Here is a 25785-nt window from a genome sequence, read left to right as displayed (position 1 = left end):
TATCCCTTTCGAGTAAGAGCATCACGTAACAAGCTCTAATACATCACAAAGCCCCTGTCCCACCTTATGGTAAGAGACAGGGGCTTCCACTTTATGTTGAACCTTATTTTATAATATTTAAAACGTCTTACTGCACCTTAACAATCTGAAAATGCTGATTCGTACCCCCATTATCCGTCCACTGGATGGCCGCAGCCCCATCTGCCAGGGATTGACTGGAGATGTCCAAGACCTTGCCTGTACTGCGGTTCTTCAGTTTATAATAACCACCACCTACATGGACGAGCTGCCATTGCTGGCTGGCCCACCCTCCATCATTCCACTGTTCAATGACAGCCCCATCAGTGGTGGCACCATTCTCCACACCGATTAGCTTACCGCTGGAACGGTTGATGATTTTGACATAACCGCCACCCGCATCGGTAATCTGCCACTTTTGACTTGTTGTTCCCCCATCTGCTCGCTGCTCCAAATCCGCACCGTTGGCGGAAGAACCCCCGATGACATTTAGCAACTTGTTGCTTTTACGACTAATCAGCTGATATGAAGCATTTGGGTCCCAGACATCCGGTGTATTCACTCCAATTACGGTACCTGTTGCTGTATCAATCGTAATACTGCTGGCCCAATTCATCGCCAGACTGGTTGCGCTTGGGAATGAAAGTGGCAGCCAGACATACTTGGAATCTTGCACAGGCCCACTCCACGCTCCAGCCCAGCGATCACCCATGTAGAGATAGGAGGTTGTCTGTGAACCTTCTACCGGAACGACATAGGTGGATTGGGAACCATACGTTGTACTGTCTCCAAAGTTACTGAGACCGCTCCATGTGCCTGTAATGCTGGAGGCTGTCGCATATTTCGCCTGATTCGGATTCCAGCCAGTGGCACCCGAGGTGATCAGGAAGTAGACGCCGTCTTTTTTGAATAGAGCAGGTGCTTCACGATATTGTCCGGGCCACAGTGTTGTGACAAGGGATTCCACACCGAGGAAATCCGGGGTCAGCTTATATATATTCAGATCTGCATTCACTCGGGTCGCGGAGATCAGATAAGCGGTTCCGTTATCGTTGTATACCGTCATGTCTCTGGAATCATACCCAAGTGGACGATAGCTGCCCACATACGTGTAATTGCCATCAACCGTATTCGAAGTAGCTACGGCCACTCGGGCCTCGCCATAATCCAGACCATTCTCCTTGTGCATCCACAGCACATATTTGCCAGTCGAACTGTTATAGATGACTTTTGGGCGTTCAATGTTGGAGATATTTAACTCGGCTGCCGAGCTGCTGGTGAGCACATCATTGCGATACTCCCAGTTCTTCAGATCCGATGAACGATACACCGATACCGCCTTGAACGTTCCATTCGTATTACGATTCTCCCCAAACCAGTAATAATACCCATTTGCCTTGATCATCCCGCCCCCATGAGCATGAACGACATTGCCATTGGTATCCTTGAACTGTATCCCGTTCGTTACACTGAGCGGAGCAGCTGAAGCATTCGGTCCGGGTGCGAGCAGCATACCTATTGATTGCAGCGCCAAAACCAAAGCAAGCAGATAACTTAAGCGGCGGGTAAAGCGACGTGAATGTGTATTCTTTTTCAACCATCCATCGTTCATAGCCATATCGTAATGCACCTCCATATTTTTTTGTGAAGCGCTTACATAAAATAAAATCGATATGTCTCATCTGCCTCCGATCGATGATGCATTTCAGCAAAAGAATTCCTGGCAATACTGGCTGGGCGATCACCTCCATGATTCCGATTGTATCCGCCACATTCCTGCTTGAATAGTGAACAATCCGGCGGAAAATGTACAATCTCATACTCAGCTCTCTCCATAAACAGCAAAAAGACGCTTCCCCCGAAGCGTCCTCTGCTATACCTGCCCTGCCCCTCCATGATTTAACGATCTCTAGCTGTGTGCGGCTGTTCATAGGCAGGTTTTTATATGATGTTTTATCGGCGTATACTCGCCCTTATCGCTTAATCTTGGTCGTCAAAATCCTGGTCAAACGATAACACTTTACCTGTGTTGGCATCGATATCTACATCTGCTTCACCTTGAGCGGTTCTCAGTTCGATCTCATACACATAGCGACCATCATCATGATCCAGCTCGACTTTGGTTACTTTACCACCCGTAACTTGTTTCAACGCAATGTTTGAAGCTTGGGATGCCGTCAATTTGACCTGCTTGGAAGCAGAGTTATTAGACGTGTTGCCTGTTGCAGTACCTTTATAATCGTCGTCATCATCGTAGTCTTCATCATTCACGACCGCAAGAATTTTGCCTGTATAAGCATCCAGACGAACGACAACATCATTGGTTCCTTTTCTGTCGATCTCAACTTCATAGAACGTTTGGCCGTTTCTACGCTCCAGATCCACGTCATCCACTTTACCATCGGCTGCTTTTAACGCCAACGCTTTCGCTTGTGATGCATTCAGCATTTTACCTGTGCTGTTCTGATTCTGTGTTACAGATTGTGTTGTTGACGTTGGTGTAGTTTGCACCGATTGTCCGTTCACATTCCCGCTAGCCGCTACGGCTGATCCACCAAGTAATACTGCTGCTGACAAGCTACCAATCCAAAGTTTATGTTTGTTCATCATCATCATTCATCTCCTCGTTTGTTGTTTCGTTCTCGTCTACATTTATAGAATAACCTGCAGGAATGAGAGATCAGCGAGAGTTAGATTAGAATTTGATGAGAAAATGAAGAGAATGCTCATTTAACAGGTATTCATTGTCCATCTAATTGAAAAAGATGACCCCTAAAATAGGAATCATCTCTCTAAAGCAGTTTAACACGATAACTATATTTAATGGGTTCTTTGCAAAAGGTTAATCCTCGTCCTCATCCCAAGTCACCGAACGAATCGCTCCTGAGATGGCATTCACCTGCACAATAGCCTCTCGGCCATCCTCCAGATCAATTTCAACCAGATAATATGGATTCCCACTGTTGGTTCCACGCAGTTCGATGTCGTCCACTTCTCCCGGGACCTCCGCAAGTGCCTTCTGCTTGGCTTGTTTCTCGCTCAGAAACTGAGGTTTGGGATCATCCTTGGTTGGTTCAGTTGTCGGGGCTGCTATTGTTTTGGAAGCTATCGTCTCTCCCGTGTATGGATCAATCGTGAGTTCTTCACGACTGTTATCCTTCGCCTTCACCACCGCGGTGTATACCGGACTGCCTTGCTGCTCCACAAGTTCAAGCGAGACCAATTGGTTATCTGTTTGTTGTTTTAACAACGCCGTCTTGATCTGCTCGCGGCTCCATAACGTCTTCTCTTCTGCTTGTGGGTTCGACTCCAGCCGTTTAATGGAATTCACAGCAGCTGTAACGGCATCCACTTGCACATCATATAGGCCGGTCTCCGAACGGAGCTGCATGATATACGTCCCATCCTTCAACGTGGAATTCACAATCTCCCCTGGATATTGATCCAGTACCGATTGGGCTGCCGCATCTGCCGTAAGTACCACACCAGTTGATTGCCACGGCTTCCACCAAGCAACTACTGCCACAATCAGCACAACGAAAAGCCCTGCACCCCACCAAAGTGATCTTCGCGATTTCGCCCATCCACTGTTCGCCTGTTCATGCCGTTTCATCTCCGGTGGTCGCTGCTCATGCTCTGTCATCACGTTTCCCCCTATGCACTCTCTTATCATCCCCAGTTGATCTGATGCTTATCAGTATATAAGAGAAGAATGAGAATTTCATGAGAGCGGCCCGTTCTGAACCGATAAAGGCAAAATAATCGAAGCCTCGGTGCCTTCACCCTCGGTGCTGGTCAGTTCGATCCGTGCTCCAACTGCACCTGCAAGCTCTTTGGCAAGTGACAATCCCAGACCTGAACCACTCGCGCCTAAGCTGCGTGTTCTGGCCGGATCAACCCGGTAGAATCGATCAAATACCTTCTCCAGCTCATCCTCCCGCATACCAATTCCGGTATCCACGATCCGAATTCGGCACTCTTGCCCCTTGGCTTCCAACTTGACTTCAATTGCATCTTCACTATACTTCCGAGCATTATCCAGCAAAATAAACAACAGCTGCTTCAGCTTGCTCTCATCGCTGATCGCCCAGATTGGACCTGGATCTTCACACCGGACTTCGCGGTGATAGGCTTCGCGAAACGCACGTGTGGAGTCTGTTGCCAGTCTCGTAATATCCACACGCTCCAACTGTACATTCCACTGCTCTGGCTGCTTCGCGAGCAGTAACAGTTGCTCGGTCATCTCTCGCATGCGAACCGATTCGGACAGAATCGCTTCCACCGCTTCATCAAATACCTCGGGCCGCTCTTTCCCTCGCCGCTGTAGCAGACTGGCATAGCTTTCAATAATGGTCAGCGGTGTTTTGAGCTCATGAGATGCATCGGATACAAACCGTTCTTGTCGTTCAAAGTTGGATTCGAGCAGATCCATCATCCGGTTGAACGTTTGCCCCATCGTTTTCAGTTCATCCTTCGACCCTTCCTCCAGTGGAAGACGCTTGAATTGGCCGCTGGACTGTATATCAGTCATCGTGCGTGTCATCTGCTGAATCGGTCTGGTCATTCGATTCGCCAGAATTCGGCTGGAGATAATGGCTGGAATGAGAGCAATAATCGTGACCGCCACAAGCACAGTCCGCAGTACAGACAGACGATTCTCCGTCTCTGCAATGCTCTCGGTGACCTGTACATTCACCACCTCGCCATCAGGCCAGATGACCGGGACTGATACCCACACATAACCAATCTGTTCAACTTGGGTATACTCCGATTTTTTCTCACTTTCGTACTTATAAGGTAGCTTGCTCAGCTGCTCGGAAGCTGCTGTTGTTGTCACCGGGGAACTGGTGCCGTCTTCATTAACGATCCGAAGCATGCCGTTCACAGGCGCGTAGGCCCGCAACAAGTCATCCGGCGGAATGGAGCCGGCAGACTGACGCACTCCTTTGACAATAGACTCCGCTTCCGCTTCCACCCGATTAACCTCGTTATCAATGGACATCCGTTCAAACACGATGTAGACCGACAGGTTCACCGCGATTAACAGCACAGCAAATAATACAGACGAATACCCGTAGATTTTACTGCGCAGGCTCATAACTGTTCCTTCAGGACGTATCCTACGCCCCGTACGGTATGTATTAAGGGTGGTGTGAATCCGTTATCCACCTTTTTGCGCACATAACGGATGTACACATCCACCACATTGGTATCTCCATAATAATCGTATCCCCACACGGCCTGCACGATCTGGTCACGACTGAGCACCTGACGTTGATTCTGCAGCAGATACACGAGCAGGTCGAACTCACGTGGAGTAAGCTCAATGGCCACACCATCTCGGGATACCTCTCGCGTACCTTCATTCAGTTTCAACCCGGCAGCCGTCAACCAGCCCGCCTCAGCTTCATCCTGATGCCCAGAAGAGTCATTCCCCGTATCAGCAGGTGTAGACGAAGAAGCGGAAGAAGCAACCGACGCCACTGCACTAAGCCGCAATGCAGCTCGAACTCGGGCAAGCAGCTCTTCAATCTGGAACGGCTTGGTGATGTAATCATTGGCTCCGAGATCCAGGCCAGATACTTTGTCTTCTACCGAATCTTTGGCAGTGAGCATAATGATCGGAACTGTAGCGTCTTTGGCCCGAACTCGACGCAACACCTCAATGCCACTCAGACCAGGCAACATCACATCCAGCAGAATCAGATCCCACTGTCCTTCTGCATACTTCTCCAGTCCTTCTGTTCCACTACCAGCCTTGCCTACCTGATAGCCCTCATACTGTAGTTCCAGTTCCAGCAGACGTGCTATTTTGGGCTCATCCTCTATGACCAGCACGGCTTCGTTCATGCAGCGCTCCCCCTCATCCCCATCATTTCATTCTCCCGTTATCTTACAATAACATCTACAATTTGCCCAAGGCATCTTCAACCGGATGCTCCCCGGCAATCAGATCAAAGGCCATCCGGTACGTCTTCTCTTCCTGCAAAGAAGCCACGATGACACGGGCCACATCTTCACGCGGGATGCTTCCCGGCTCCAGATCGGTTCCAACTGCAATCTTGCCTGTGCCCGGTTCATTCTTGAGACCACCTGGACGTATAATCGTGTAATTGAGATCACTTGCAAACAACGCACGATCCGCATAATGTTTCGCCACGTAATAAGGCTTGATGGACTCTGACCATTTCTCCCGTTGATCTGCGCCATACGCACTGACCAGAATATATCTGGAGATTCCTTGCTGCTCTGCGGCTTCCATCGTTTTCACCGCACCGTCGAGATCAATCAGCAGTGTTTTGTCCTGACCGGTAGATCCGCCAGAACCTGCCGTAAATACAATGGCATTATGATCCTTCATTGCCTCAGCCAAGTCCTCTACACTACCCTCCAGGTCACCAATTACCACTTCGGCACCGAGTTCCTTCAGTACATCCGCCTGCTCCGGTTTGCGGATCATGGCCGTTACTTTATGTTTGCCTTCCTGTGCCAGCTGCTCCACCACAAACTTGCCGATTTGTCCATTTGCTCCTATAACTAAAACGTTCATACGTCATTCTCCTCTCAGTTGAACGGATGGCTTGTTGTTGCTCCCCGTTCCTTTTATTTAAAGATGCTCATCCTATAATTTAAACGAAAGCCGGCGCTTCTAAGCGCCGGCTTCATGTCCATGCCTGTTCAGTACCTCTATGAAATGTGAATTCTTCCGTTGTCCCATTAATATGCCATATACCCTAGGTGGTTTATACGCCACCTCACATTGACCACTTCTGCCATACCTTTTTCCCATCTGAATATCTGTTTTCCTTTGTAATGGTTACAACCAAAAAGGACGCCCAAAAGGGCGCCCTTGAATGGCATGAAGATTAGTAAGCCAGTGCGAACAAACCGTGAATATGAGCCAGGTAACGGATGTTACTTGCTTCTTTCATCATGGTTGCAGGCAGACCTTTCAGACGAGTCTGGTTGCCACCGATCATGCCGACAGCATCTTTACGACCCAGACTTCCCAGCGTACCGGAGAATACTGGTGTGAAGGATTCCATTGCGCCACCTTTGAACATAACGCCCAGGTTGTGACCAATAGTCTCACCCATTTGCCAAGCCAATTGTGCTGTTGGAGGGTAAGGGCGAGCGCCTTCGCTAGGGAAGACCACTGCGCTGTCACCAGCAACAAACACGTCTTTGTGTGAAGTAGATTGCAGAACTTCCGTAACTTTCGCGCGGCCACGATCCACTTCAATTCCGCTGTTAGCAACAACAGCGTTGCCTTGTACGCCACCTGTCCATACGAGTGTGTTCGTAGGGATGGAGCTGCCGTCTTTCAGCAGAACTTCGTTTTCTTTCATCTCGGTAATCGCTACGCCAACGATGAAGTTAACGCCACGTTTCTCAAGACTTGATTTAGCACGTTCAACCAGCTCTGGCGGGAATCCTGCCAGGATGGAAGGACCTGCTTCAACTGTGTACAGGGATACTTCTTTGAAGTCGATGCCTTTTTCTTGACATACTGCAGGAAGCAGGTCAGCGAATTCGCCAACAAGCTCAATACCTGTCAAGCCGCCGCCACCAATAACAAACGTAGCGTCTGCTTTGTTGCCGGACTGTTTGTAAGCATCAAGACGTGCTTCAACGTGTGCACGAATACGGTTTGCATCGCTAACCGATTTGAGCGTGAAGCTGTACTCTTGCAATCCCGGAATTCCGAAGAATGCCGTTTCGCTACCCAAGGCAACGACAAGTGCATCGTAAGAGTATGTGGAGCCGCTGGTCATCAGAACTTTCTTCTCGTCCGGCTTGATTGTATCCACCGTATCGATTTTCAAGTTCACGTTTTTGCCACGCAGCAATTTTTCGAGTGGAAGAGCAACTGCTTGTTCAGCAATGCTTCCCGCTGCAAGACGGTGCAGTTCCGTGATAATTTGGTGTGTAGGGTAACGGTTCACGACAGTAATTGTCGCTTCTTCCGGAGACAAGTATTGACGTGCAGTCAATGCAGTCAACAGACCGCCGTATCCTCCACCCAAGATCAAAATTTGCTTCGACATATCCATCCTCCGTTCTTCTAAGTCTTAACGTTTCGGTTGTTGACGCTCGTTCAGGATGCTCAAGAAAGATTGAGCAAAACGAAGCGATTGTTGTACGTTTGGATCTTTAAGCATTTTCAGCATAGCGAACAAGCCAACTGAAGTTTGCTCTGTTTGCGCACGGTCATTGGCTTCGATAGCAGCAGAAGCTACACCTTTAGCTTTGTCTACAACAGGCTTAGCGAACTCGCCCATTGCGCTCATTGTGTCGCTGATCAGAACTTTGTCTGTTGCTACACTTTGTGCAAAGTCATAAGCTTTGGTCATAGCAGTAACCATTTCAGCCAATTTAGGCAGGTTCTCCACCAGAACGGTTAAAGACTCCTGTACCTCAGGCTTCATCAGTTGATCCAGAACGTCCAAGGACTGGCGCTCGGAAACGTTGGCACCTTCTGTAACTGGCACCTCTTGTTGAGTAGGCGATTGTGACATAAGAGAAAGTCCTCCTTTACTTTGGGATAGAAGTCCGCGACTTTCATGATGCCTGTCAAGCAGAGCCGAACCACAAAATACATCGAATACATCTAAATGTACCAAATTTCACACAATAGGATGAGCGTAGCTCATGGCCACTCCCATATCATGCATTGTATCTTGGATCTATTGCGGACAACATGTGTTGACGCACAAAACGACAAGCAGGCCGAAACCGAACTCTATACCCTTATATTACACCTCTTACACATGAACATGAAAAAGAAATTTTTTACACTTGTGAAGATATTGTGAACATTGTAGCAAAATCGATTTTTTTGTCAAGCATTGCGGTCGGATTAAAATCGATTATTCTCCTGTCCCAGATCCGTCATCCTACCACATGTGGTATGAAGACAAGATCCCATATGACCATATGTGCGATATGTACACAAGGAAGGATTTTTTCAACTAATGATTCAGGAATTGTTTTCCAAAATCATGAATTTCATGCAACGAAATTGGTCACTGTCGTTATTATGCAGCTAGGGGTACAGCCTTATTCCTGAAATGACATCATTTCTTGTTCAAGTATGAACCTATTCTGGCATGAAAGCAAAAAAGACACCAAGAAGGCCTGACGAATCGTCATACCTCCTGATATTTTGCTTTACTATACGCCCGATTGAATCATTCAGGTCATCCCATAACTATTCCTGGGGAATGCTGAGCCATTCCTTCAAGCAACGCTTTTATTACAACGACGGCGGCTCGCTCCAATTCCTCCACTTCCAGAAGTATCGAGATAGCCTGATCGGCATGAAGCTTCTCATCAGGCAGTCCTCCTTCTGGAAAAGGAAATAGTTCCGCGAGTGTATTTAACTTTTGGGACATGTTTCGATATAACTCTTCTGCCTGAAGACAGAATGGAATCAAGCTGGAATAACAGGCAGTCGACGCCCACTGTAGAGAAAGTTCTTTGAAAAACTCACTTGCATAACGTCTTGCATCCCACAAAACCGCAATGTTATAGGCGTGACCGTTCGGTTCTACCCGTCTATATTCTAGGGCTTCTCTCCAAACTGCATAGACAGCAAGACCACTGACAGTGTTCGGCAAGGTATAAGGGTCCTCCCCACGATAATGAGCCAAAACAGCTGTTAGTGCCGCGTGCAAGTTCATTTCTCGTATCATGCCATCTGATTCCGCTGCCAGCACAAATACTTCCTGATTCACACCCCGGCCTACATGATCATAGGGAATTGTTCCTGATTTAATGAAATCGGTACCGTATAGGGTCCGGGCTGCGTCATCATAGCCATAGATCAACCCGAATTCGGGAATATTCAGGTCCCACACAACGGCCGGAATTCCCCGATGAATGGAGTAACGTATCAAGGAAAGGGCCTGAACAAGTCTTGGATTAAGCAACCTTTTCCCCTTCGCTTTCTCCTCTAGCATCGAAGGATCGACCAGATTGGCATTAAGTCCCGCTTCGCTCGCCAAAGCCTCAACCGCATGGGAACGATAACCCATATGTTGCAATCCTCTTGTAAGCACCTCTTTGAAGTTATAGGCGGTAGGTCCAGCGATATGTATGTCCTGAGGCAGGATGGTCAGACGAAAAGAAAGTCCACTCATCCCCATAACCATGGGAAGAGACGGAGATGGACCGATATAACCTAACATCTCGTGAATGGATGCTGCTGCCGAGTTCCAGGTTTGGGGAGCCCGAAACGAAAGGGGCTCCTCCAGAGTCACTCGATTTTGCCCAAGTGAATTCCACTCTGCCAGCATTTCTTCTACAGATAAATGAATATGAAACTGAGACACTTTTTTACGTGAACGGGACAGAATTTGATACACATTGGCAATTGTCAGATTGAATTTGTAGGCCATTTCTTGCGGTGACAGCTGCTCCATCCAATATGATGTGAAGACCTGTTGTTCTCTTTCATTCAGACAACCCAACAGCCTGTGGAGATTGTTCCTCATTTCCTGCTGAACAACAGCTTGATACGGATCATAGCCTGTCTCCTGCGATCTCCAATTTGAGTCATTCAGAAGATGATTCAGCGTCATGTCGAGTAAGTCTTGATCGCTCCATGAGGTATCATCGGCTCCAAATCCAAATGCAAAAAACGAAGAAAAATGTTGTTCCCGCTGCTGCTTTTGGCGCTGCATATGTGAGTACGCCTGATTACGTATAATACGCTGCATCCAGGCCATAAAACGCTCAGCATTCTGAAGCTGTCCCATATGAATGAACGCACGAATAAGCCCATCCTGTAAAATGTCTTCTGCGAGATAAGAATCATACGTAAGTGCTCGCACATAACGAAACAATTGCCCACGGTGACGGTGAATCAAATCTCCAAAAGCCTCTGTATCCCCCGTTTGGGCTCGTTGGATAAGCGTGATATCCGGCTCATTTTGCCGATCCTCTAATATCTCATCTTCCCCTGGCCTGATATGGCGATTATTAGTTAATCCATCCATGTATATCTCCCTTTCTTATAACGCCGCTCCACTTTCATTACTCCATCTTCAGAATAGAAGCTTCGATCATGGCTTCCGTCTCCGCGAGTGCCACCATGATTGTCGCAGCAGCCTCCCAGTTCCGAGAGACAAGACGGGATTGGCATTCCCCGAATTGGCGGGATTGTGCGTATTTCAAAGCAGATAGGTCAGGATGGATTGTTTTAAAAAACAAACCATAATCATGGGCACGACGCGCGCCTACTGGCAGAGCAAAATACACATAATGAGCCCACTCATTATCATCGATTGCTCCAGCACGAACCTGTTCCGCCTTATGCAGAATGGCTGAAGCTCCGGTTCGTCCTTCCTGTGCAGCAATATCATGGGTCTGTTCTGTAAGGGTTGATTTGAACCAAGTAAAAGCCCGACGGTTAATCTCCTCCAGATCAGGATGTTCAATGCGTTCAGGACTCCACCATCGTCGATACACACCGCTACTCCATGGGAATTCAGACTTCCATGCTTCCTCAAGTTTATCCAGTGTCAGGAAGACATTGGGGAATCCGGCTGGGTCATGCAGGCATATTTCATCACCCTTCATATTGAGCGCCACTACATAATGATCGCAACCACCCAGGTTGGGAGAGTTGGGATTGTAGACGAGTTTGCCCATATCCAGCGGACCCATCATTACAGGACCCTGCTTCAAAGCCTCTCTTAGCTCATTAACAGGCATCTCTGTACCCCGTGCTTGCACACTTTCGCGCACACTAAATCCCAAAATGCTCATCGCTTTGCTAATCGCCTGATCAGGACTAGATGTACAGTCATCAAAAAATAGAAGGTCTTCCTGCGTGCAGAAAGCTCCCAGGGAAAAGCCACCGATGGTTTCAAGCAGACCGGGATCTATCTTTTCTCCAACGGACGACAGCAGCATTGAAGCTGAATTGGCGTAGCAATACGCACCATTTCCAATATAATTGCTCATATCATAACATCCTCTCATTCCTTTAATGAAGCACGCGATTAAGCAATGCCTATACTTATACTGACTCTTCGTACAGATCATTTCTGACAGAATATCCAGAACAATTTCTGCCTGCATCACAATAGCAACGTTTAGAATAAGGACATCCCGGTTAATAAGGACTACACCAGAAACGAAGGAGATGTTCGATATGAGTAATTCAACTGGCGATAAAATCAAAGCAGGCGTAAATAAAGCCAAAGGCGAAGTGAAGGATCAGATCGGTAATGCAACCAACAACAGATCCCTTCAGGCTGAGGGTAAAAAAGACAAAGCCAAAGGTGCTGTACAGGATAAAATTGCCGACATTAAAAAAGATCATCACTAGATCCTTTTAATGTGAAGGTCCAACAGCACGATGATTTCGTGCAATAGATCGTTATGAACTAGCCTAACTGTCCGTGTTCGGATGAAATCTGAAAATGAGACGGAGGCGCAAAAAAGCCAAGGAAGGTGTTACTCAATACACCCTTCCCTGGCTTTTTTTGTGCGTTCTATACTGCTGGAACTGCGTATCTTGCCATATCGATAATGAAACTGCGCGTTTCCCTTGTTGTATGGTATTCACGACTGAACTGTCTGACCCATTCGGGATGTTCCCGATACCAACGGAAGGTTCTTTCCAATCCTTTTTCCAAAGTGGTTTGAGGTAACCACCCCAATTCCGCTCGCAATCTCCCTGAATGTACGACCAGACTGGACCCCCTGGACTGGGTTGGTTCTTGCTCCCGGATCTCTACAGCAGCTATAGATCGATCCATCGGTTTCAACAATTCCCCGATTTCCTGCATGGTTGTTCCAAGCCCTGTCGATATGTTATAGACCTGTCCATCTTTGCCTTTCAGCATGATCTGTTCAATGGCACGGAGGGCATCATCTACATACAAGAAATCACGTACTGCCGATCCCTGGATATCAAGAGGCAGTCCATCCAGCATTCGACCGAAGTTTCGGGGAATAATACGGTCTGGCAATTGCCATGGACCATAGAGGTTGGTCAAACGAAAGAGTTTGACTGGAAGCTGGTAACATTGAGCGTAGGAGTGAGCAAGCATTTCACACGCGACTTTGGATGCGGAATAAGGTGAGACAGGTGCATACGGATCTGATTCGTGATAGACTCTGCCCCAATCACCGCCATACACTTCAACGGATGAAGCCAGCAAGACTGGAATGTGATGTTCGGTCGCATATTGCAGAATAGCCTGTGTGCTGAGTGTATTATTGCGGAAAACTTCTCCTGGCTGATGATACGAATAATCCACGTGTGGCATGGCTGCCAGATGAATAATGTAATCTGTTCCTGGAGGCAGATGAATCCGGTCCGATGCAAGGTCACAACAGATGAACGGCATCTCATGCAGAGGAGAAATGTGAACAAGCCTCTGACAATAATCATCCCGATCCAGAAGGATAATTTGATGCCCCTTTTGCGCCAAATACTGCGAAAGATTAAATCCCACAAATCCAGAAGCCCCTGTAATCACAATGTTCACACACGATTCCCCCTTGCGATTTATACAACGAGTGCATTGAAGAGAGTATATGTACTGAGTATAACCTTAAAATGATACATTTTGTATCATTTTACAATTGTTTTTTGTTCGTCTTTGAGTTTATAGGGTAATTTATAGTGAGGTGATGTGAGATGAATGAACGGAAAAAGGACATAGAGACGTTATTCCTTCAGGATGACGGTGTAATTCCCAATCATCCGACCCTGCCTGTGCTTTTGTATAAGAATGTATGGGCTGAAGAGGCTCTTCATGCAGAATCGTTGCTGAACCGTAATGGATGGGGGAATAGCTGGTTGAATGGTGTGTTCAATTATCATCATTATCATAGTAATGCTCATGAGGCTCTTGCTGTGGTGAGTGGATTCGTGGAACTGATTTTAGGCGGAGAAAATGGACAGAAAGTTTACCTTCAGACAGGCGACGTTGTCGTGCTTCCCGCTGGAACAGGGCATAAACGTTTGGAGTCCAGCACGGATTTTCGTATTGCCGGTGCTTATCCGGGCGGCATGAGTTACAACACACGCACAGGTGAGGAAGACGATCGTGCCAAGGCTCTTCAGGAAATTCGAAAGGTTCCGATCCCAGATACCGATCCCGTCTATGGGCAGCACGGACCGCTACTAGAAATCTGGAATGGGAAGAAATCTTAATACAGTGATGATCATAAAGACGATTGGACAATGCACAAGCGAAGTTGGTTCAGTAATAAAGGATGAAAAATAGACTGTTCCCCGGACAAGTAGGAGAATCATGCCGGAGTACAGTCTATATGTTTTTCTTTAATCTCTAATCTATCGCACGCCAGCAACTTTTAGTTCAGCTCCGTACTCGCAAGTCGGATACTGTAGTACCTCATCGCATGTGGCCTACCTTCCATCTCCAGTCGTCCCTGCAGTACAAGTTGACGTATTCGATATTCAATAAATGCGTCTCCCACAGTTTGTTCTAAATATCCAAGTACTTCACCTACAACACGGGCACATATTATAAATTCATCAGATTGTCTGGTTAACGTAAGGTCTCTCACCTTTTGCATAATGAAATCATCAATTCCGTCCTCGGACACGCTATGGATCTTACTATCCTTCATTATTCGCAGAAGGCCTCGTTGTTTAGAGAGAGAATCCCACTCTTGCTCCATCTGCTTGCGCTCTTCTAAAGACACCGGCTCTGCATTTACATAGTGGTTCCACATGGCCAACAACTTCTCGGAAACAATCTCTCCTGTTCTCCAAACATCATACTCGATATCAGGGTTATGGAATAACTGCTGATACAGTTCACTTGTCTCGATCAGATAAACAGGACTCTTCCTGTTACGCAGCAAATGAATAGCATACAGAAGACCCGTTTTCTCATGGGCGTTATTAGCATACCAAATGGTAATTCTAGTCTCTTCATCAATGGAACTCATCACGGTATTTAATTGAATCAGTTCATCTACGCCTTTGATAGCGTAATTTCCGTGTTCACTCAAATAAAGTCGCTCCAGTAACCAGAGGTGTCTACGTTGTAGAACTATCCTATCAGTGAGATCTCCCAATGGGCCAATCGCATAGTAGTCATTCATAGAATAAAAACGCCGCTCCAAGCGTCCAGGAACGCTACCCAACGGCGATTCACCAATCGCTATATGAATTTCACGCGGCTTCTGTGTATCAAGCAATTGCTGCTCAGCTTGCTTCCTATTCCTTTCCTCGTCTAACCCCTCAAAAATCCGCTGTACACTCACTGCAAAATGAACTGAATGTTCTTCTGTCTGATGACTGACTGCCATGTCCGCCCTAAGATAGAGCATACGCAATAATGAACGAAGCTCTTCTTCATTCATGCGATATAATTCTTTATCAAAGTCAAAGACATTTTCAATCATACTGATCCCCCTTAAAAGGTTCATCACGAGTTAATTCATAAATGCCACACAAATATACCACTGTACCCCGAAACTAGGAGGAAATTGATTTTCCAGAGGGTTGATTCAGATCATGTAGATCTTCTCCATCTGACGATGAACGGGTAAAGTGTCGCTCCAGTTTGCGGCTTGCCCACAGGGATATCGCAATAAACAGCAATACGCCTACCCAGCGTACAGGGTGCTCCAGAAATTGTTCCACATTGGAACCGATATACGTAACAGAGAAAATCATGATCGCTTTACCACAGCCCACCGCAAGCAGGAAGGATAACAACCGCATTCGTGCGATACCTGCTGCCACATTAATAATGACAAACGGACCTACCGGGAAGATACTTAGCAGGAAAACATAACCGAACGCGTTCCTCCGAATCCATACCATACTGCGCTGCACGCGGGGTTTGCGTGCCCAGCGTTCCACAAAAGCGGATTTCCCAATCTCCCGTACGATCAGGAACGTAACGGTACAACCGAGCACCATGCCGATCCATGAATATATAAATCCTGCCCACAGACCATATACCGCACCGTTCACGCCTACAATTAATAGCGTTGGAAGCGGCGGCACAAATGATTTCATAAACGTAAGCAAAATTCCCGGTAACGGGCCAAGGGAGCGAAACTTCTCCAGCCAGAAACGAATATTTTCTTCCGTAATATATGACATAATGTCCAATGCTGCCGGGGTCATCTGCATCCATCCAATCTATACAGTCTAAGTTCTCAGGCTTGATGTTCACTATACATTTCATCATTCATATGGATGATGAAGCTTCTTTAGCAACTCCCTCCCAGTATAACGTACATCTTCGATGAACACCGTTGTCAATTTGAAGAAATTATTGCACAGCAAACTCACTTCCCACCCAAATCAGAATTAAATCAAAAAAGCACACCTCGACCTCTGTGGTCTTGGTGTGCTCTTCATATCAAAACCCCGATTCCATGTTCGGGGGCATTTATCCTTCTTCCAGCTGCGCTTCCTGCATTGCCAGTTCAATCAGTTCTGCCTGATGTGCAGCATTCCATTCGGGAATACCGGAACGCATGAACTCTTCGGCATCCATCGCTGCTTTGGACTGGTTGCACAGATTACAGGCGCAGACACAGTTGAGCGGGGTGGTATGTCCACCTTTGGCACGCGGCAGCAGATGGTCAATCGTATCTCCATACGATCCACAGAAGTAACAGGTGTAGTGATCTCGGGTTAAAATATACCGCTTGAAATCCTTGTTGCTGAACAATCGGCGAATCGTGTACCGATTGACCACCACAGCGGCTTTTTCCTTGACCAGCGTGACCGCAAGCTCCATGTCCACTTCCTGATGCCAGCGTCTGCCTTTGTCGGTCTTGCCTCGCATCCGTACCATGCCTTGCCGGTTGGTCCGGAGCGAAGCCGGATCTTCCGGGTCGATGGCCACCGGGGCCGCCGGCGTCTGGCGGCGAGGACGGCCGTCCGTGCCAGCCCCGTGGCTACGGCTGGCATGTGCGGGTCGCTGCCCGGATGTAACGCGGGCAGCGTCTTCGCCGTTCGCCTTGGGCGCACGCTCCTTGCGCGCCTGGCGCGGCTTGGACCCTGGCGAGCCAGGCTGGCGCACGGGCGCAGGAGGCCCTGCCTCCGCAGCAGCCCCCGGCGCTTGCCGAGGCTCGCGCCCGGTGGCGGCAGGCTGTGCCTCCGCCGCCGTAGGTGCAGCGACCGTGGTGGCATCGCCACGGTCGCTCAAGGCCGGCGCATGGGCCTCAGCAGCTATGCTGCGGGCCTGCCCTGCGCCGGGCGCGAGCGCGGCAGCACGCTTGCGGCGCCGCTTGCGCTTGCGTTTGGCTGCGGTCGGTTGATCCGCAGCCATGGGCTCTGCTGCCGGGCCTTGCGGCTCAGCTGGCAGCAGAGCCTGGTGGGCCGCCGCAGCTTGCTCGGCGGCCTGCCCTGCAGCGGCTGCTCGCGCGCCAGCCCGCTGTGCAGTGCCCTTATCATTCGCAGCAGCATGAACCTCCTGCGAATGCCCTTCTACCCCACGCCAGCGCTCACCTGGTTGTGGCTCATCTCCTACCTCACCCGCCAAACCATCATGCTCCAGACTCGTATCTCTCAGCTCATTGCCCGTTATGCTTTCTGATCGCTTGCTCTTCCTCCGTCTTCTCCTCTTCTTCCGAATACCCGAAGAAGAGGGTGAGGAAGTCACCAAGTCAGCATGTTCATCGTCATCCGAAGATGACGATGAACATGCTGACGGTTGAGACAACAGACTTCTGTCAGACTCAGACACCGTAGCTGATCCCTGCTCCATACCATGGGAGGTACGACCTGCCTCATTTCTTGCAGTTGCAGAGGGTCTGGCAGTAACCTCACGTGTATCCAAGCCATCCCGTTGACGCTCGATCCGTTCATTCGTTTGCCCGCCCACGCTTGAACCTGCATCGTGGTCAGCCTGTCCACCGAGCTGGCGACAGCTGCGGCAGGCTCCACGCCTGGCTCCGGGACCTGCCCGCTTTCCGGTTCTGCGCCGGAATTCGGACATCGGCCGCTGTTGTCCGCAATACATACACGTTTTGCTCAGTCGCGCTTCTTGTTCCGTCTTTCCTTGCCGGAAAGGGGCTGGACCCGTCTCCATGTTGTCACCTCGGTTCCGTATGAATCCGGTTTCTTTCTATTGTATCACATCTGCTCGCGAACACCCTCATGGCCAAAAGCCTGATAATCTTTCGAATTGTACTCCTGAGTCTGTTCACTGCATTCGTGAAGAATGTGTTCCACATATTCCAATATATCTTGCATCGGTCTCCCGCATTTTTCGCATGTTGTCATTATATTCACCTTAATCCTGTTATCCATAATGTATTATCGTTCCGCCTTATGATTACCCCTCATACATGAAAAAGAAACACTCGTTCCCCACATCCAGCATATCTGTATAGACGAAAAAACCGTTCCCTGCTCTCCCCTAAGGTCGACCAAGAAACGGTTTATTATTCCTGTGTTGGAAAACTATCTTAACGAACGTCCAGTTGGCCCGAGTTCTGTTGTGGGACGAGACGTGGTTTGGGTTTTGGCAGATTGCCAAAGATGACCCATGCATATGGAACAAACCTTGCCGTCAATCCAACGACGATCCACGAAGCGATTAGAGCTACACCGAATCCTCCGGCATACCACAGATGCACTAACCAGGAAACACCTGTTTGCGGTGGAAATTCACGATACACCAGCAGGAAGAAGGGATGGATCAGATAGATGCCAAAGGACAATGCCCCAAGCCGATTCAGCGGCTTGACGATGAGTGAAGGCCCTTTGCGATAGAGCAGATAGGCAATCTGGATAAGCACCAGCGCACAAGCAAAGGTATGCACATTCCAGAAGAATTCATACCACAGTGTGTTATACGTTGCGATCTTCAGACGCAGCAGGTAATAGATATACACATGGCCAAGTCCGGCAATGATCCAGACCGCCCAGAGCAGAATCCATGAAGCTACGCGTCCTTTGGTTGCATTGGCCCGACTGATGACAAACCATTGCTTGATTTTAGGGAAATATACCCCGATAAAAGCACCCAGCATGAAATAGGAAAAGTATGAGAACGCCCAGCTTCCCTTGTTGGGTACCTGGAATCCATATTTATTACTTACGATGAATGCCCATTGAATCAATAGTCCAATCGGAACAGACCATTTCACCACAGAAGGATATTTCTTAAGCAACCATAACACCAATGGGAATAACAGATAAAATTGCATGTTAATAAACACAAAGTACAGATGCGTATAGGCTTTACCCGTAAACAATTTCGTAATGAAACTTACAGCCGATTCACCAAACGGTCGGCCCTGATAATGCGTGAAATGCAGAATAACAAAATACATCAATGAAAACAGGAAGTACGGAAGCAAAATATACACAAATCTTTTCTTGTAAAAGTTACTCACGAGTTTCTTATCCAGCGGACGGGAATAATAGTTATAGAACAGTACGAAACTGCTCATAAAAATAAAGGTTGGCGTACCATATTTCATAAAGATATTAATAAAGTTGTACAGCCAGTAGTAGCCTGAGCCCGTCATGTCCACCGTCGCATAAGACGTGGAATGCACGCACAGTACGCCGATAATTGCCATGGCACGCACCAGATTCAGCTCTGGAATTCGCTCTCTTTTCAGTGTTTCACTCATGTTTACGTTTCTCCTTAATGTGTTCGTCAATATGTCAGATATGACTTAATACAATAAAGCTCTCTATCTATTAAAAGCCATAATGCTTAAGATGGATAGTCCATTTTCTTAACAATTCCTAAATTTTCAACACATTTCACACTATTTTCATGTCTATATATGTAAAAAAGACCGCGAGTACGCGGTCTGTGGGACATCCTGCTCTCAACCAAATGAATATTGGATCAACCGGATGAAAATGGTGAATTTGGGTTTGGGCATGAATCCACCCCTGACTGAGTCTACTTCCCACGACTCGCCAGAATCTGTTTATACACGTCAATTGCCGCCTGTCTGGATGCCTTCAGATCAACAATGGCATCCTTGCGCGGCTGATGGATATCCTTGCTATGCAGATCCTTCAAATCTGGCAACCACTTTCGAATGTAGTCTCCTTGAGGATCGTACTTCTCCGATTGCGTTACCGGATTGTTCACCCGAAAATATGGAGCTGCGTTCTCACCAAGCGAGGCGCACCACAGCCAGTTACCTCGGTTCTGAATGTTATCATAGTCACGCAGCTTGCGCCTGAAATAAGCTTCGCCCAAGGTGAATGGGCATTGCAGGTTTTTGGTGAGAAACATTGCCGTGAGAATCCGCAGCCGGTTTGGCATATGTCCGGTTTCATTCAGTTCCGTCATCGCTGCATCAATAATCGGAATGCCTGTGTCTGCCTTGCACCACCGTTCAAAGTGATCATCATGGAGAGCCGAGAGATCGTACACCTTTTCATATGTAAAATAGTGACTCTCATAGACCGCTCGATACAGATAGAAGTCGCGGAAGCACAACTGCCTGATCCATTCCCCAGCCTCAGCCATGCGACTCGCCGCATCATACATTTTGCGAATGGATACAGCCCCCACAGCTACGTAAGAACTGAGATGACTTGGCTCGTACGCCTCATATTCATCCCGATGATCCCCATATTCAGCAATTCGATCCGACAAGAATTGATCCAACAGCAGATGCGGGTCCTCGTCATTCGAACCACTGCCCTCAAGCAACTCCGGAGGTACCTGCATTGCATCCGGCCATTCAATCTGACGATCACTCACCTTCAACTCTGCAACCGTTGTTGCCGAAGGAAGGTTGGGATGTTCATTCATGAATTCCACCCACCGCCGATGAAAAGCCGCAAATACCTTATAGGGCTCCGACTTTCCTGTAAAATTGGCAAATCCATTCAGATCCATCAGCAGATGATCCGTCAGTTGTGTGAACGTAACCTCGCGTGCCTCACTGACTTTGCGTATGGCCCTATCCCGCTCGATTGCATATGGCGTCATATCCCGATGGACCACAATCTCGTTAATCTCACCTTTGAATTCGTTCAAGATGAATTCAACCACTTCAGCTGGATTGCCATAAGCAACATGCAGTTTTCGTTTGGCTTCAAGATAACGTCTGCCTAATTCCGCTGCATGCTGCCTAAAATTCACACCGCTGTGTTCCTTCTCTCGGCCTTGCCGCAGGAGAAATGCATCGTAGATGAGAACATGCACACTCTCTTCTTGGTGTTCCCGCAAATAATCGAATGCAGCCAGATCATCCGTACGCAAGTCTTTGCGGTGTATGAATAACTTCATGCCTCACCCTCCTGTCTGCACTTACGTTTATTTGTCCGTCAGGTTCTGATATAACCTGCTTGTTTCGGGCTCGGGCTGATACCCCAGATCCTCATTTAATGTCAATGTAAATGAATGATATAAACGAAGTATGCCTTGCTGATCATCCATGGATGCATACACTTCCATCATGAGTCGGCAGATCTCTTCCGAATAAGGCTCCCGTTCCTGCAATATCGTTAATTGCTCAATCGCTTCCTTGCCACGACCATGCTCCATGTCCCATCTCGCAATATCCATAACCAGCCCTGTGTACTTCCGTCTCAGTTCCCTTGCTTTGGCCTGTGCCCAGTGATAATCATGCTCTTCCAAATAATCGGCACGATAAAGTGGAATCATATGCCTCAAGTCATCAACATTGTCTGATGTGATGACGTTGTAGACCATGGATTTTTCGAATTGATCCACATCACTTACCAGATTGCCTGATAACAGGCGATAACGGTTCATATTGTACTCCAGCTTGCCTGTCATGTTCCATTCCTTAAACAGCTTTCGAATCTGGTACACGGAAGTATGTAGATGGGTTAATCCCTTTTCCTGGGAAACATCACCCCACAGCTTATCCAGCAGAATCTCCTTGCTTACCCATTCTTCCCTGTGATGAAACAAAAAAGCAAACAATTCCTGTGATTTGGTTGTGCGCCACTTATGTTTCTTGGCACCCTGATCCAAACTTCTGTAGATATCCAGATGTTTGAACGTAAGCAGCCCCGGAACTTCAGTATCCAACTCCACAGATACAGGTGCCGATTCCTGTATCTCGGCGGTGGCTGCAACTTGGGAAGTATGCGACATTATGCCCGCAATTCGATCAATGGTTTTGGTCAATCGGGCGGAGCTTACCGGTTTCAGTACATAATCCAGTGCATGCAGCTCAAATGCTTCCACTGCATGGTCCGCATAAGCCGTAACAAAGATGATACAAATACTCTGATCCAATTGCTGTATATATTCAGCCGCTTCCAGGCCATTCATCTCCGGCATTCCAATGTCCAAAAATACAACATCTACACGTTCGTTTGCCAGAAAATGCAGACCATCACGAGCTGTTGGAAAACATTGCACGGGTGTAATTCGTCCGTCCGCTCGTAGTAGTCGCTCCAGATGAAGCTGCGCTGGCTTCTCATCATCGATCACAATGGCTCTCACCGTTCTTTCAGCCTCCTGCCATGAAAGATTCAATAGGAATACCGATTTTATCGGCATCCGCTTATTAGTCTGTTAACCATAATTGCTTCACTCGGCACATTAATTGGAATAATCCACCTTTTGCACAGGGATACGGAATCGGATCTGCGTGCCTTTACCCACATGGCTATGAATCTCGAGTCCCTGACCATAGAGAGACATCAGGCGACGGTTTATATTTTGCAGCCCGACACCTCCTGGACCTTCGGTGCGCCCTGACATGACCTGAGCCATACGCTCAGGAGGGATACCTACACCATCATCCTGAACCTGAACGACCACATGCTCGCTCTCTTTGAAAATTCTAAGCTGAACTGTCCCGCCGGCTGCCCTCTCCATCACGCCGTGGCGAATGGCATTCTCCACAAGTGGCTGAATACTGAGAGGTGGCAGATATAGATGCACGTCCGATTCCACCTCATACTCAACCACCAGTCTTTCCTCAAATCTCGCCTGTTCCAGATGCACATAAGACTCCACCAATTCCAGCTCTTTGGTCAATGGAACAAGCTGCTCCCTGTTCTGGAAGTCAAAACTTCCACGCAGGTAATGACTCAATTCAATCAGCAGATCGGTTGCTTTGTCCGGATTCACTGCACAGGTCGCGATAATCACATTGAGTGCATTATATAGAAAATGCGGCTTGATTTGCGCCTGCAAAAAGGCCATTTCGGTCCGAATAGCCTCCTGCACAGAACTCCGCATCTCAATTAACGTCCGAACTCTGGCGCGCAATTCGCCGGCATCCACCGGTTTGCTCAGGAAGTCATTGGCTCCCGCCTGGAATCCGTGCTTGATATCCTCTGGCAACCCGCGAGCGGTCAGCATCAGAATCGGTAACTCTGACAGGGAACTGTGCTCACGCAGTTTGCGACATAACTCAAGTCCGGACATTTTGGGCATCATCCAGTCCGTTATGACAAGATCAATCGACGGGAATTCTTCACGAAGTTTCAATGCGGTGGACCCGCTATCTGCTGCGATAACCCGATATCGTTCCGTCGATAAAAGGTTAAGCAATACCTGTCGATTCACGGGGTCATCGTCCACAATCAAAATCGTATGCTCAGCTTCCGTAAGTTCATCCAGCTCATCTGACTCTCTTGTCACAAGCTCCTTCGTCCCTGCCCCCTGTGCAGCAACATATCGGGCGGCAGCTGGTTTTGAATGAGATTGCAGCAGCGGCAACTTCATAACAGGCAGGGTGAAATGAAAGGTCGAACCTTGCCCCGGCTCCGATTCAACCCAGATCTCACCACCGCCAAGCTCAACGAGTTTTCGCGTAATACTGAGACCCAGTCCGGTTCCATTATTCAATCGCTCGATCGTGCCGTTACTCTGCTCATACGCCTGGAAGATATCCTCCTGTTTGTCCAAGGCAATGCCTACCCCTGTATCAGTAACCGATACCTTCACCCACTCCCCTTCAACACTAGCGTACAATCGAATCTCACCCTGCTCAGTGTACTTATAGGCGTTACCCAGCAAGTTGTACAGAACTTGTCTTAGGCGATCTTCGTCTGCCTCCACAAGTGGCAACGACTGGGGCCATTGCTGAATCAATATAACTGGCTTATCCTCAAACGTGAAACCCGAGACTTCAACCACAGTACGAGCAACGGATTCCAGATCAACAGGTACCCGTTTCAACTCGATCTCACTATTTTTTAATTTGGAAAAATCCAAAATATCGTTAACCAGCAGTGAAAGGCGCTTTCCGGTTGAAGTAATCATGGACAGATTTTTGGCTTGCTTGGGCGTGACTGCTCCGGCCGCCCCTTCCAGCATGGATTGCGCAATATTAATGATGCCATGCAGGGGAGTTCGCAGCTCATGAGACGTGTTAGCCATGAACTCGTCCTTCAGGCTGTCGATGGCAAGCAAACGCTCAGACAGGGCTTCCACGTCTCGGAATGATTGTGCGAAGCGGATTGCGGTCACAATCATCTGGGCAAATACAAATAATAAAAGTTCAATCAGCGCAAAGAACGCTGTGTCTAGGGTAGTGAACGCACCAAGGGTGTGCAACACAACAACCATGAGTATGCTCATCATGCTCACCAGTGCAAAGTGGCTATCATTCGGCCGTCCTTTCAACCAATAGAACATCGCTCTCAGCGTATAGAACATGACAACAAGGGAGATCAGTAACATGGGAAGCTCAAGAGACGAGAAAAGCGTGGGAGGGAGCGTAAGACCCACAATGGTCTGGGTAACGATCAACACTACAGCCAGACGAACAAACCACTGATGAACTGCTCCTGGCACACGGGCATCCATATACCGAAGCAAAAAGTAATAGGCAAAGGCTGAACTAAGGAGCTGAATCCGAAGCATCTCATTATTGGTCAGGAACGGTACAAACGTCCCCAGTAACTTCTCCCCATGTGTCAGAGCGTACACCGCACCAGAAAGGCTGAATAATCCGAGAAAACGAAGTTCCTTCTCCGTACGTCGTAATCTGAATAGTAGTAGGAAAAAGGCGGCTGGCAAGATAAAACCAAATAAGGCCATCAGATCCTTGAGCCAATCTTGTTGCTGGCTTTTCAGAATGCTATGCTCGTCTCCAAACAAAATGGGCGCTACAATGCCCCCGGAAGAATAACTATAGTTCGATACCTGAATGATAATGTCAGCCGTGTTGCCCTCAATGGACGTGAATCCCGTAAAAGGCAGATTTAATTGTATATCTGTCGCCTTGGTCTTTCCTGGCAGGCCTTTGCCACCAATCTCTTTACCATCGATAAATACCCGATGGGCCATGCGTATATTCTGTGTGCGTATACCATAATCGTTTTTCATCGTCCGGGGTGTAAGCTGGACTTGCAGGTGATAGGTGCCATACCCATGCGCTTGCCCCAGAGATTTGTTCCATCGGGCAGGAACCTGAGTGCCAGACGAAGCCGGCAATGGCTTGCGACCGGATACACTTGCTTCAATATCTGCCGGACTCAGCAGCTGCCCAGGGTAGAAATCCCAGACACCCTTTAGAGACGCTGCACCCTTGCGATCAAAGTCCCATTGGGTAAGGTCAATTTTTCCATCTGTAGCCTGGGGGTTACTCTGCTCGCTAATTAACGTCTGGGCGATCCAACCCAGTGGAACAATGACAATACATATGAAGCTTATGGTCAGCATAATCCAGTGTTTTCTCATCTATGTATTCCTTCCATCCACAATGGCGAGAGACGTCTAATTCTGTCGATTTATCACTATAATTCATGTTACACGTTTCTGGTGCTCACGGAAATAGTTTCCGTATCATAATCGGTCAACTTCCTTATAATTTTAAGGATCTCTATCT

General features: G+C 48.0%; 20 protein-coding genes. 2 read left to right on the top strand and 18 right to left on the bottom strand.

Annotated features, from left to right (window positions below):
• Positions 1 to 127 precede the first annotated feature (127 nt).
• The 10 genes from MKX68_RS12465 to MKX68_RS12420 all read right to left on the bottom strand — a co-directional run bounded on the left by MKX68_RS12465 (position 128) and on the right by MKX68_RS12420 (position 11988).
• Positions 128 to 1636 (bottom strand): RICIN domain-containing protein, encoded by a 1509-nt coding sequence (locus MKX68_RS12465; RefSeq protein ID WP_340911901.1) that lies wholly within the window; start codon positions 1634 to 1636, stop codon positions 128 to 130.
• Between the two features lie 362 nt (positions 1637 to 1998).
• Positions 1999 to 2628: a PepSY domain-containing protein gene (locus MKX68_RS12460; protein WP_340911900.1), complete on the bottom strand. Its 630-nt coding sequence runs from the start codon at positions 2626 to 2628 to the stop codon at positions 1999 to 2001.
• 232 nt (positions 2629 to 2860) lie between these two features.
• Complete coding sequence (locus tag MKX68_RS12455) at positions 2861 to 3661, bottom strand: PepSY domain-containing protein (protein WP_340911898.1); 801 nt, start codon at positions 3659 to 3661, stop codon at positions 2861 to 2863.
• Positions 3662 to 3739: 78 nt separating this feature from the next.
• A complete protein-coding gene (locus MKX68_RS12450; RefSeq protein WP_340911896.1) occupies positions 3740 to 5116 on the bottom strand; it encodes a sensor histidine kinase in 1377 nt (458 codons plus the stop codon).
• Positions 5113 to 5868, bottom strand: coding sequence for a response regulator transcription factor (locus tag MKX68_RS12445; RefSeq protein WP_339311339.1), 756 nt, complete (start codon positions 5866 to 5868; stop codon positions 5113 to 5115). Before MKX68_RS12445 ends, MKX68_RS12450 begins: the two co-directional genes overlap by 4 nt.
• 55 nt (positions 5869 to 5923) lie before the next feature.
• Positions 5924 to 6568: an SDR family oxidoreductase gene (locus MKX68_RS12440; RefSeq protein WP_340911894.1), complete on the bottom strand. Its 645-nt coding sequence runs from the start codon at positions 6566 to 6568 to the stop codon at positions 5924 to 5926.
• A 316-nt stretch (positions 6569 to 6884) separates the two neighbouring features.
• The gene (locus tag MKX68_RS12435) at positions 6885 to 8066 is read right to left on the bottom strand and encodes an NAD(P)/FAD-dependent oxidoreductase (RefSeq protein ID WP_036606574.1); all 1182 of its coding nucleotides are present in this window, start codon (positions 8064 to 8066) and stop codon (positions 6885 to 6887) included.
• Positions 8067 to 8090: 24 nt separating this feature from the next.
• Entirely contained in the window at positions 8091 to 8537 is a 447-nt protein-coding gene (locus MKX68_RS12430) for a DUF1641 domain-containing protein (protein WP_017691658.1), read from the bottom strand.
• A gap of 681 nt (positions 8538 to 9218) precedes the next feature.
• Entirely contained in the window at positions 9219 to 11018 is a 1800-nt protein-coding gene (locus tag MKX68_RS12425) for an RNA polymerase sigma factor (RefSeq protein ID WP_338589225.1), read from the bottom strand.
• Between the two features lie 37 nt (positions 11019 to 11055).
• Positions 11056 to 11988, bottom strand: coding sequence for a hypothetical protein (locus MKX68_RS12420; RefSeq protein ID WP_340911892.1), 933 nt, complete (start codon positions 11986 to 11988; stop codon positions 11056 to 11058).
• Positions 11989 to 12178: 190 nt separating this feature from the next.
• Here MKX68_RS12420 and MKX68_RS12415 point away from each other — a divergent pair, with 190 nt between their 5' ends.
• Positions 12179 to 12355, top strand: coding sequence for a CsbD family protein (locus MKX68_RS12415; protein WP_074092719.1), 177 nt, complete (start codon positions 12179 to 12181; stop codon positions 12353 to 12355).
• A 166-nt stretch (positions 12356 to 12521) separates the two neighbouring features.
• Here MKX68_RS12415 and MKX68_RS12410 read toward each other — a convergent pair whose 3' ends face one another.
• Positions 12522 to 13523 carry an NAD-dependent epimerase/dehydratase family protein gene (locus MKX68_RS12410; RefSeq protein ID WP_338589230.1) on the bottom strand — a complete coding sequence of 334 codons (1002 nt, stop codon included), beginning with the start codon at positions 13521 to 13523 and terminating at the stop codon, positions 12522 to 12524.
• Between the two features lie 152 nt (positions 13524 to 13675).
• Between MKX68_RS12410 and MKX68_RS12405 the strand changes: the two genes are divergently transcribed.
• Positions 13676 to 14194 carry a cupin domain-containing protein gene (locus MKX68_RS12405; protein ID WP_338589233.1) on the top strand — a complete coding sequence of 173 codons (519 nt, stop codon included), beginning with the start codon at positions 13676 to 13678 and terminating at the stop codon, positions 14192 to 14194.
• A 161-nt stretch (positions 14195 to 14355) separates the two neighbouring features.
• Here the strand turns inward: MKX68_RS12405 and MKX68_RS12400 are convergent, their stop codons facing one another.
• The 7 genes from MKX68_RS12400 to MKX68_RS12370 form a co-directional block, all read right to left on the bottom strand.
• Positions 14356 to 15417 carry a DUF1835 domain-containing protein gene (locus tag MKX68_RS12400; RefSeq protein ID WP_340911888.1) on the bottom strand — a complete coding sequence of 354 codons (1062 nt, stop codon included), beginning with the start codon at positions 15415 to 15417 and terminating at the stop codon, positions 14356 to 14358.
• A gap of 73 nt (positions 15418 to 15490) precedes the next feature.
• Complete coding sequence (locus tag MKX68_RS12395) at positions 15491 to 16126, bottom strand: TVP38/TMEM64 family protein (protein WP_340911886.1); 636 nt, start codon at positions 16124 to 16126, stop codon at positions 15491 to 15493.
• 292 nt (positions 16127 to 16418) lie between these two features.
• Complete coding sequence (locus MKX68_RS28690) at positions 16419 to 18068, bottom strand: HNH endonuclease (protein ID WP_445671068.1); 1650 nt, start codon at positions 18066 to 18068, stop codon at positions 16419 to 16421.
• Positions 18069 to 18447: 379 nt separating this feature from the next.
• On the bottom strand, positions 18448 to 19623 hold the full coding sequence (locus tag MKX68_RS12385) for an acyltransferase (RefSeq protein ID WP_338589237.1): 1176 nt from the start codon (positions 19621 to 19623) through the stop codon (positions 18448 to 18450).
• Positions 19624 to 19904: 281 nt separating this feature from the next.
• Positions 19905 to 21251: a deoxyribodipyrimidine photo-lyase gene (locus MKX68_RS12380; RefSeq protein WP_340911883.1), complete on the bottom strand. Its 1347-nt coding sequence runs from the start codon at positions 21249 to 21251 to the stop codon at positions 19905 to 19907.
• Positions 21252 to 21278: 27 nt separating this feature from the next.
• The gene (locus tag MKX68_RS12375; protein WP_340911881.1) at positions 21279 to 22442 is read right to left on the bottom strand and encodes a response regulator; all 1164 of its coding nucleotides are present in this window, start codon (positions 22440 to 22442) and stop codon (positions 21279 to 21281) included.
• A 99-nt stretch (positions 22443 to 22541) separates the two neighbouring features.
• Entirely contained in the window at positions 22542 to 25637 is a 3096-nt protein-coding gene (locus MKX68_RS12370) for an ATP-binding protein (protein ID WP_340911879.1), read from the bottom strand.
• Positions 25638 to 25785 lie beyond the last annotated feature (148 nt).

The organism is Paenibacillus sp. FSL M8-0212, from assembly GCF_038004645.1.
GTDB lineage: Bacteria > Bacillota > Bacilli > Paenibacillales > Paenibacillaceae > Paenibacillus.
Note: the sequence above shows the minus strand (reverse complement) of the source record. Positions and strands in the feature narration are given on the sequence as shown.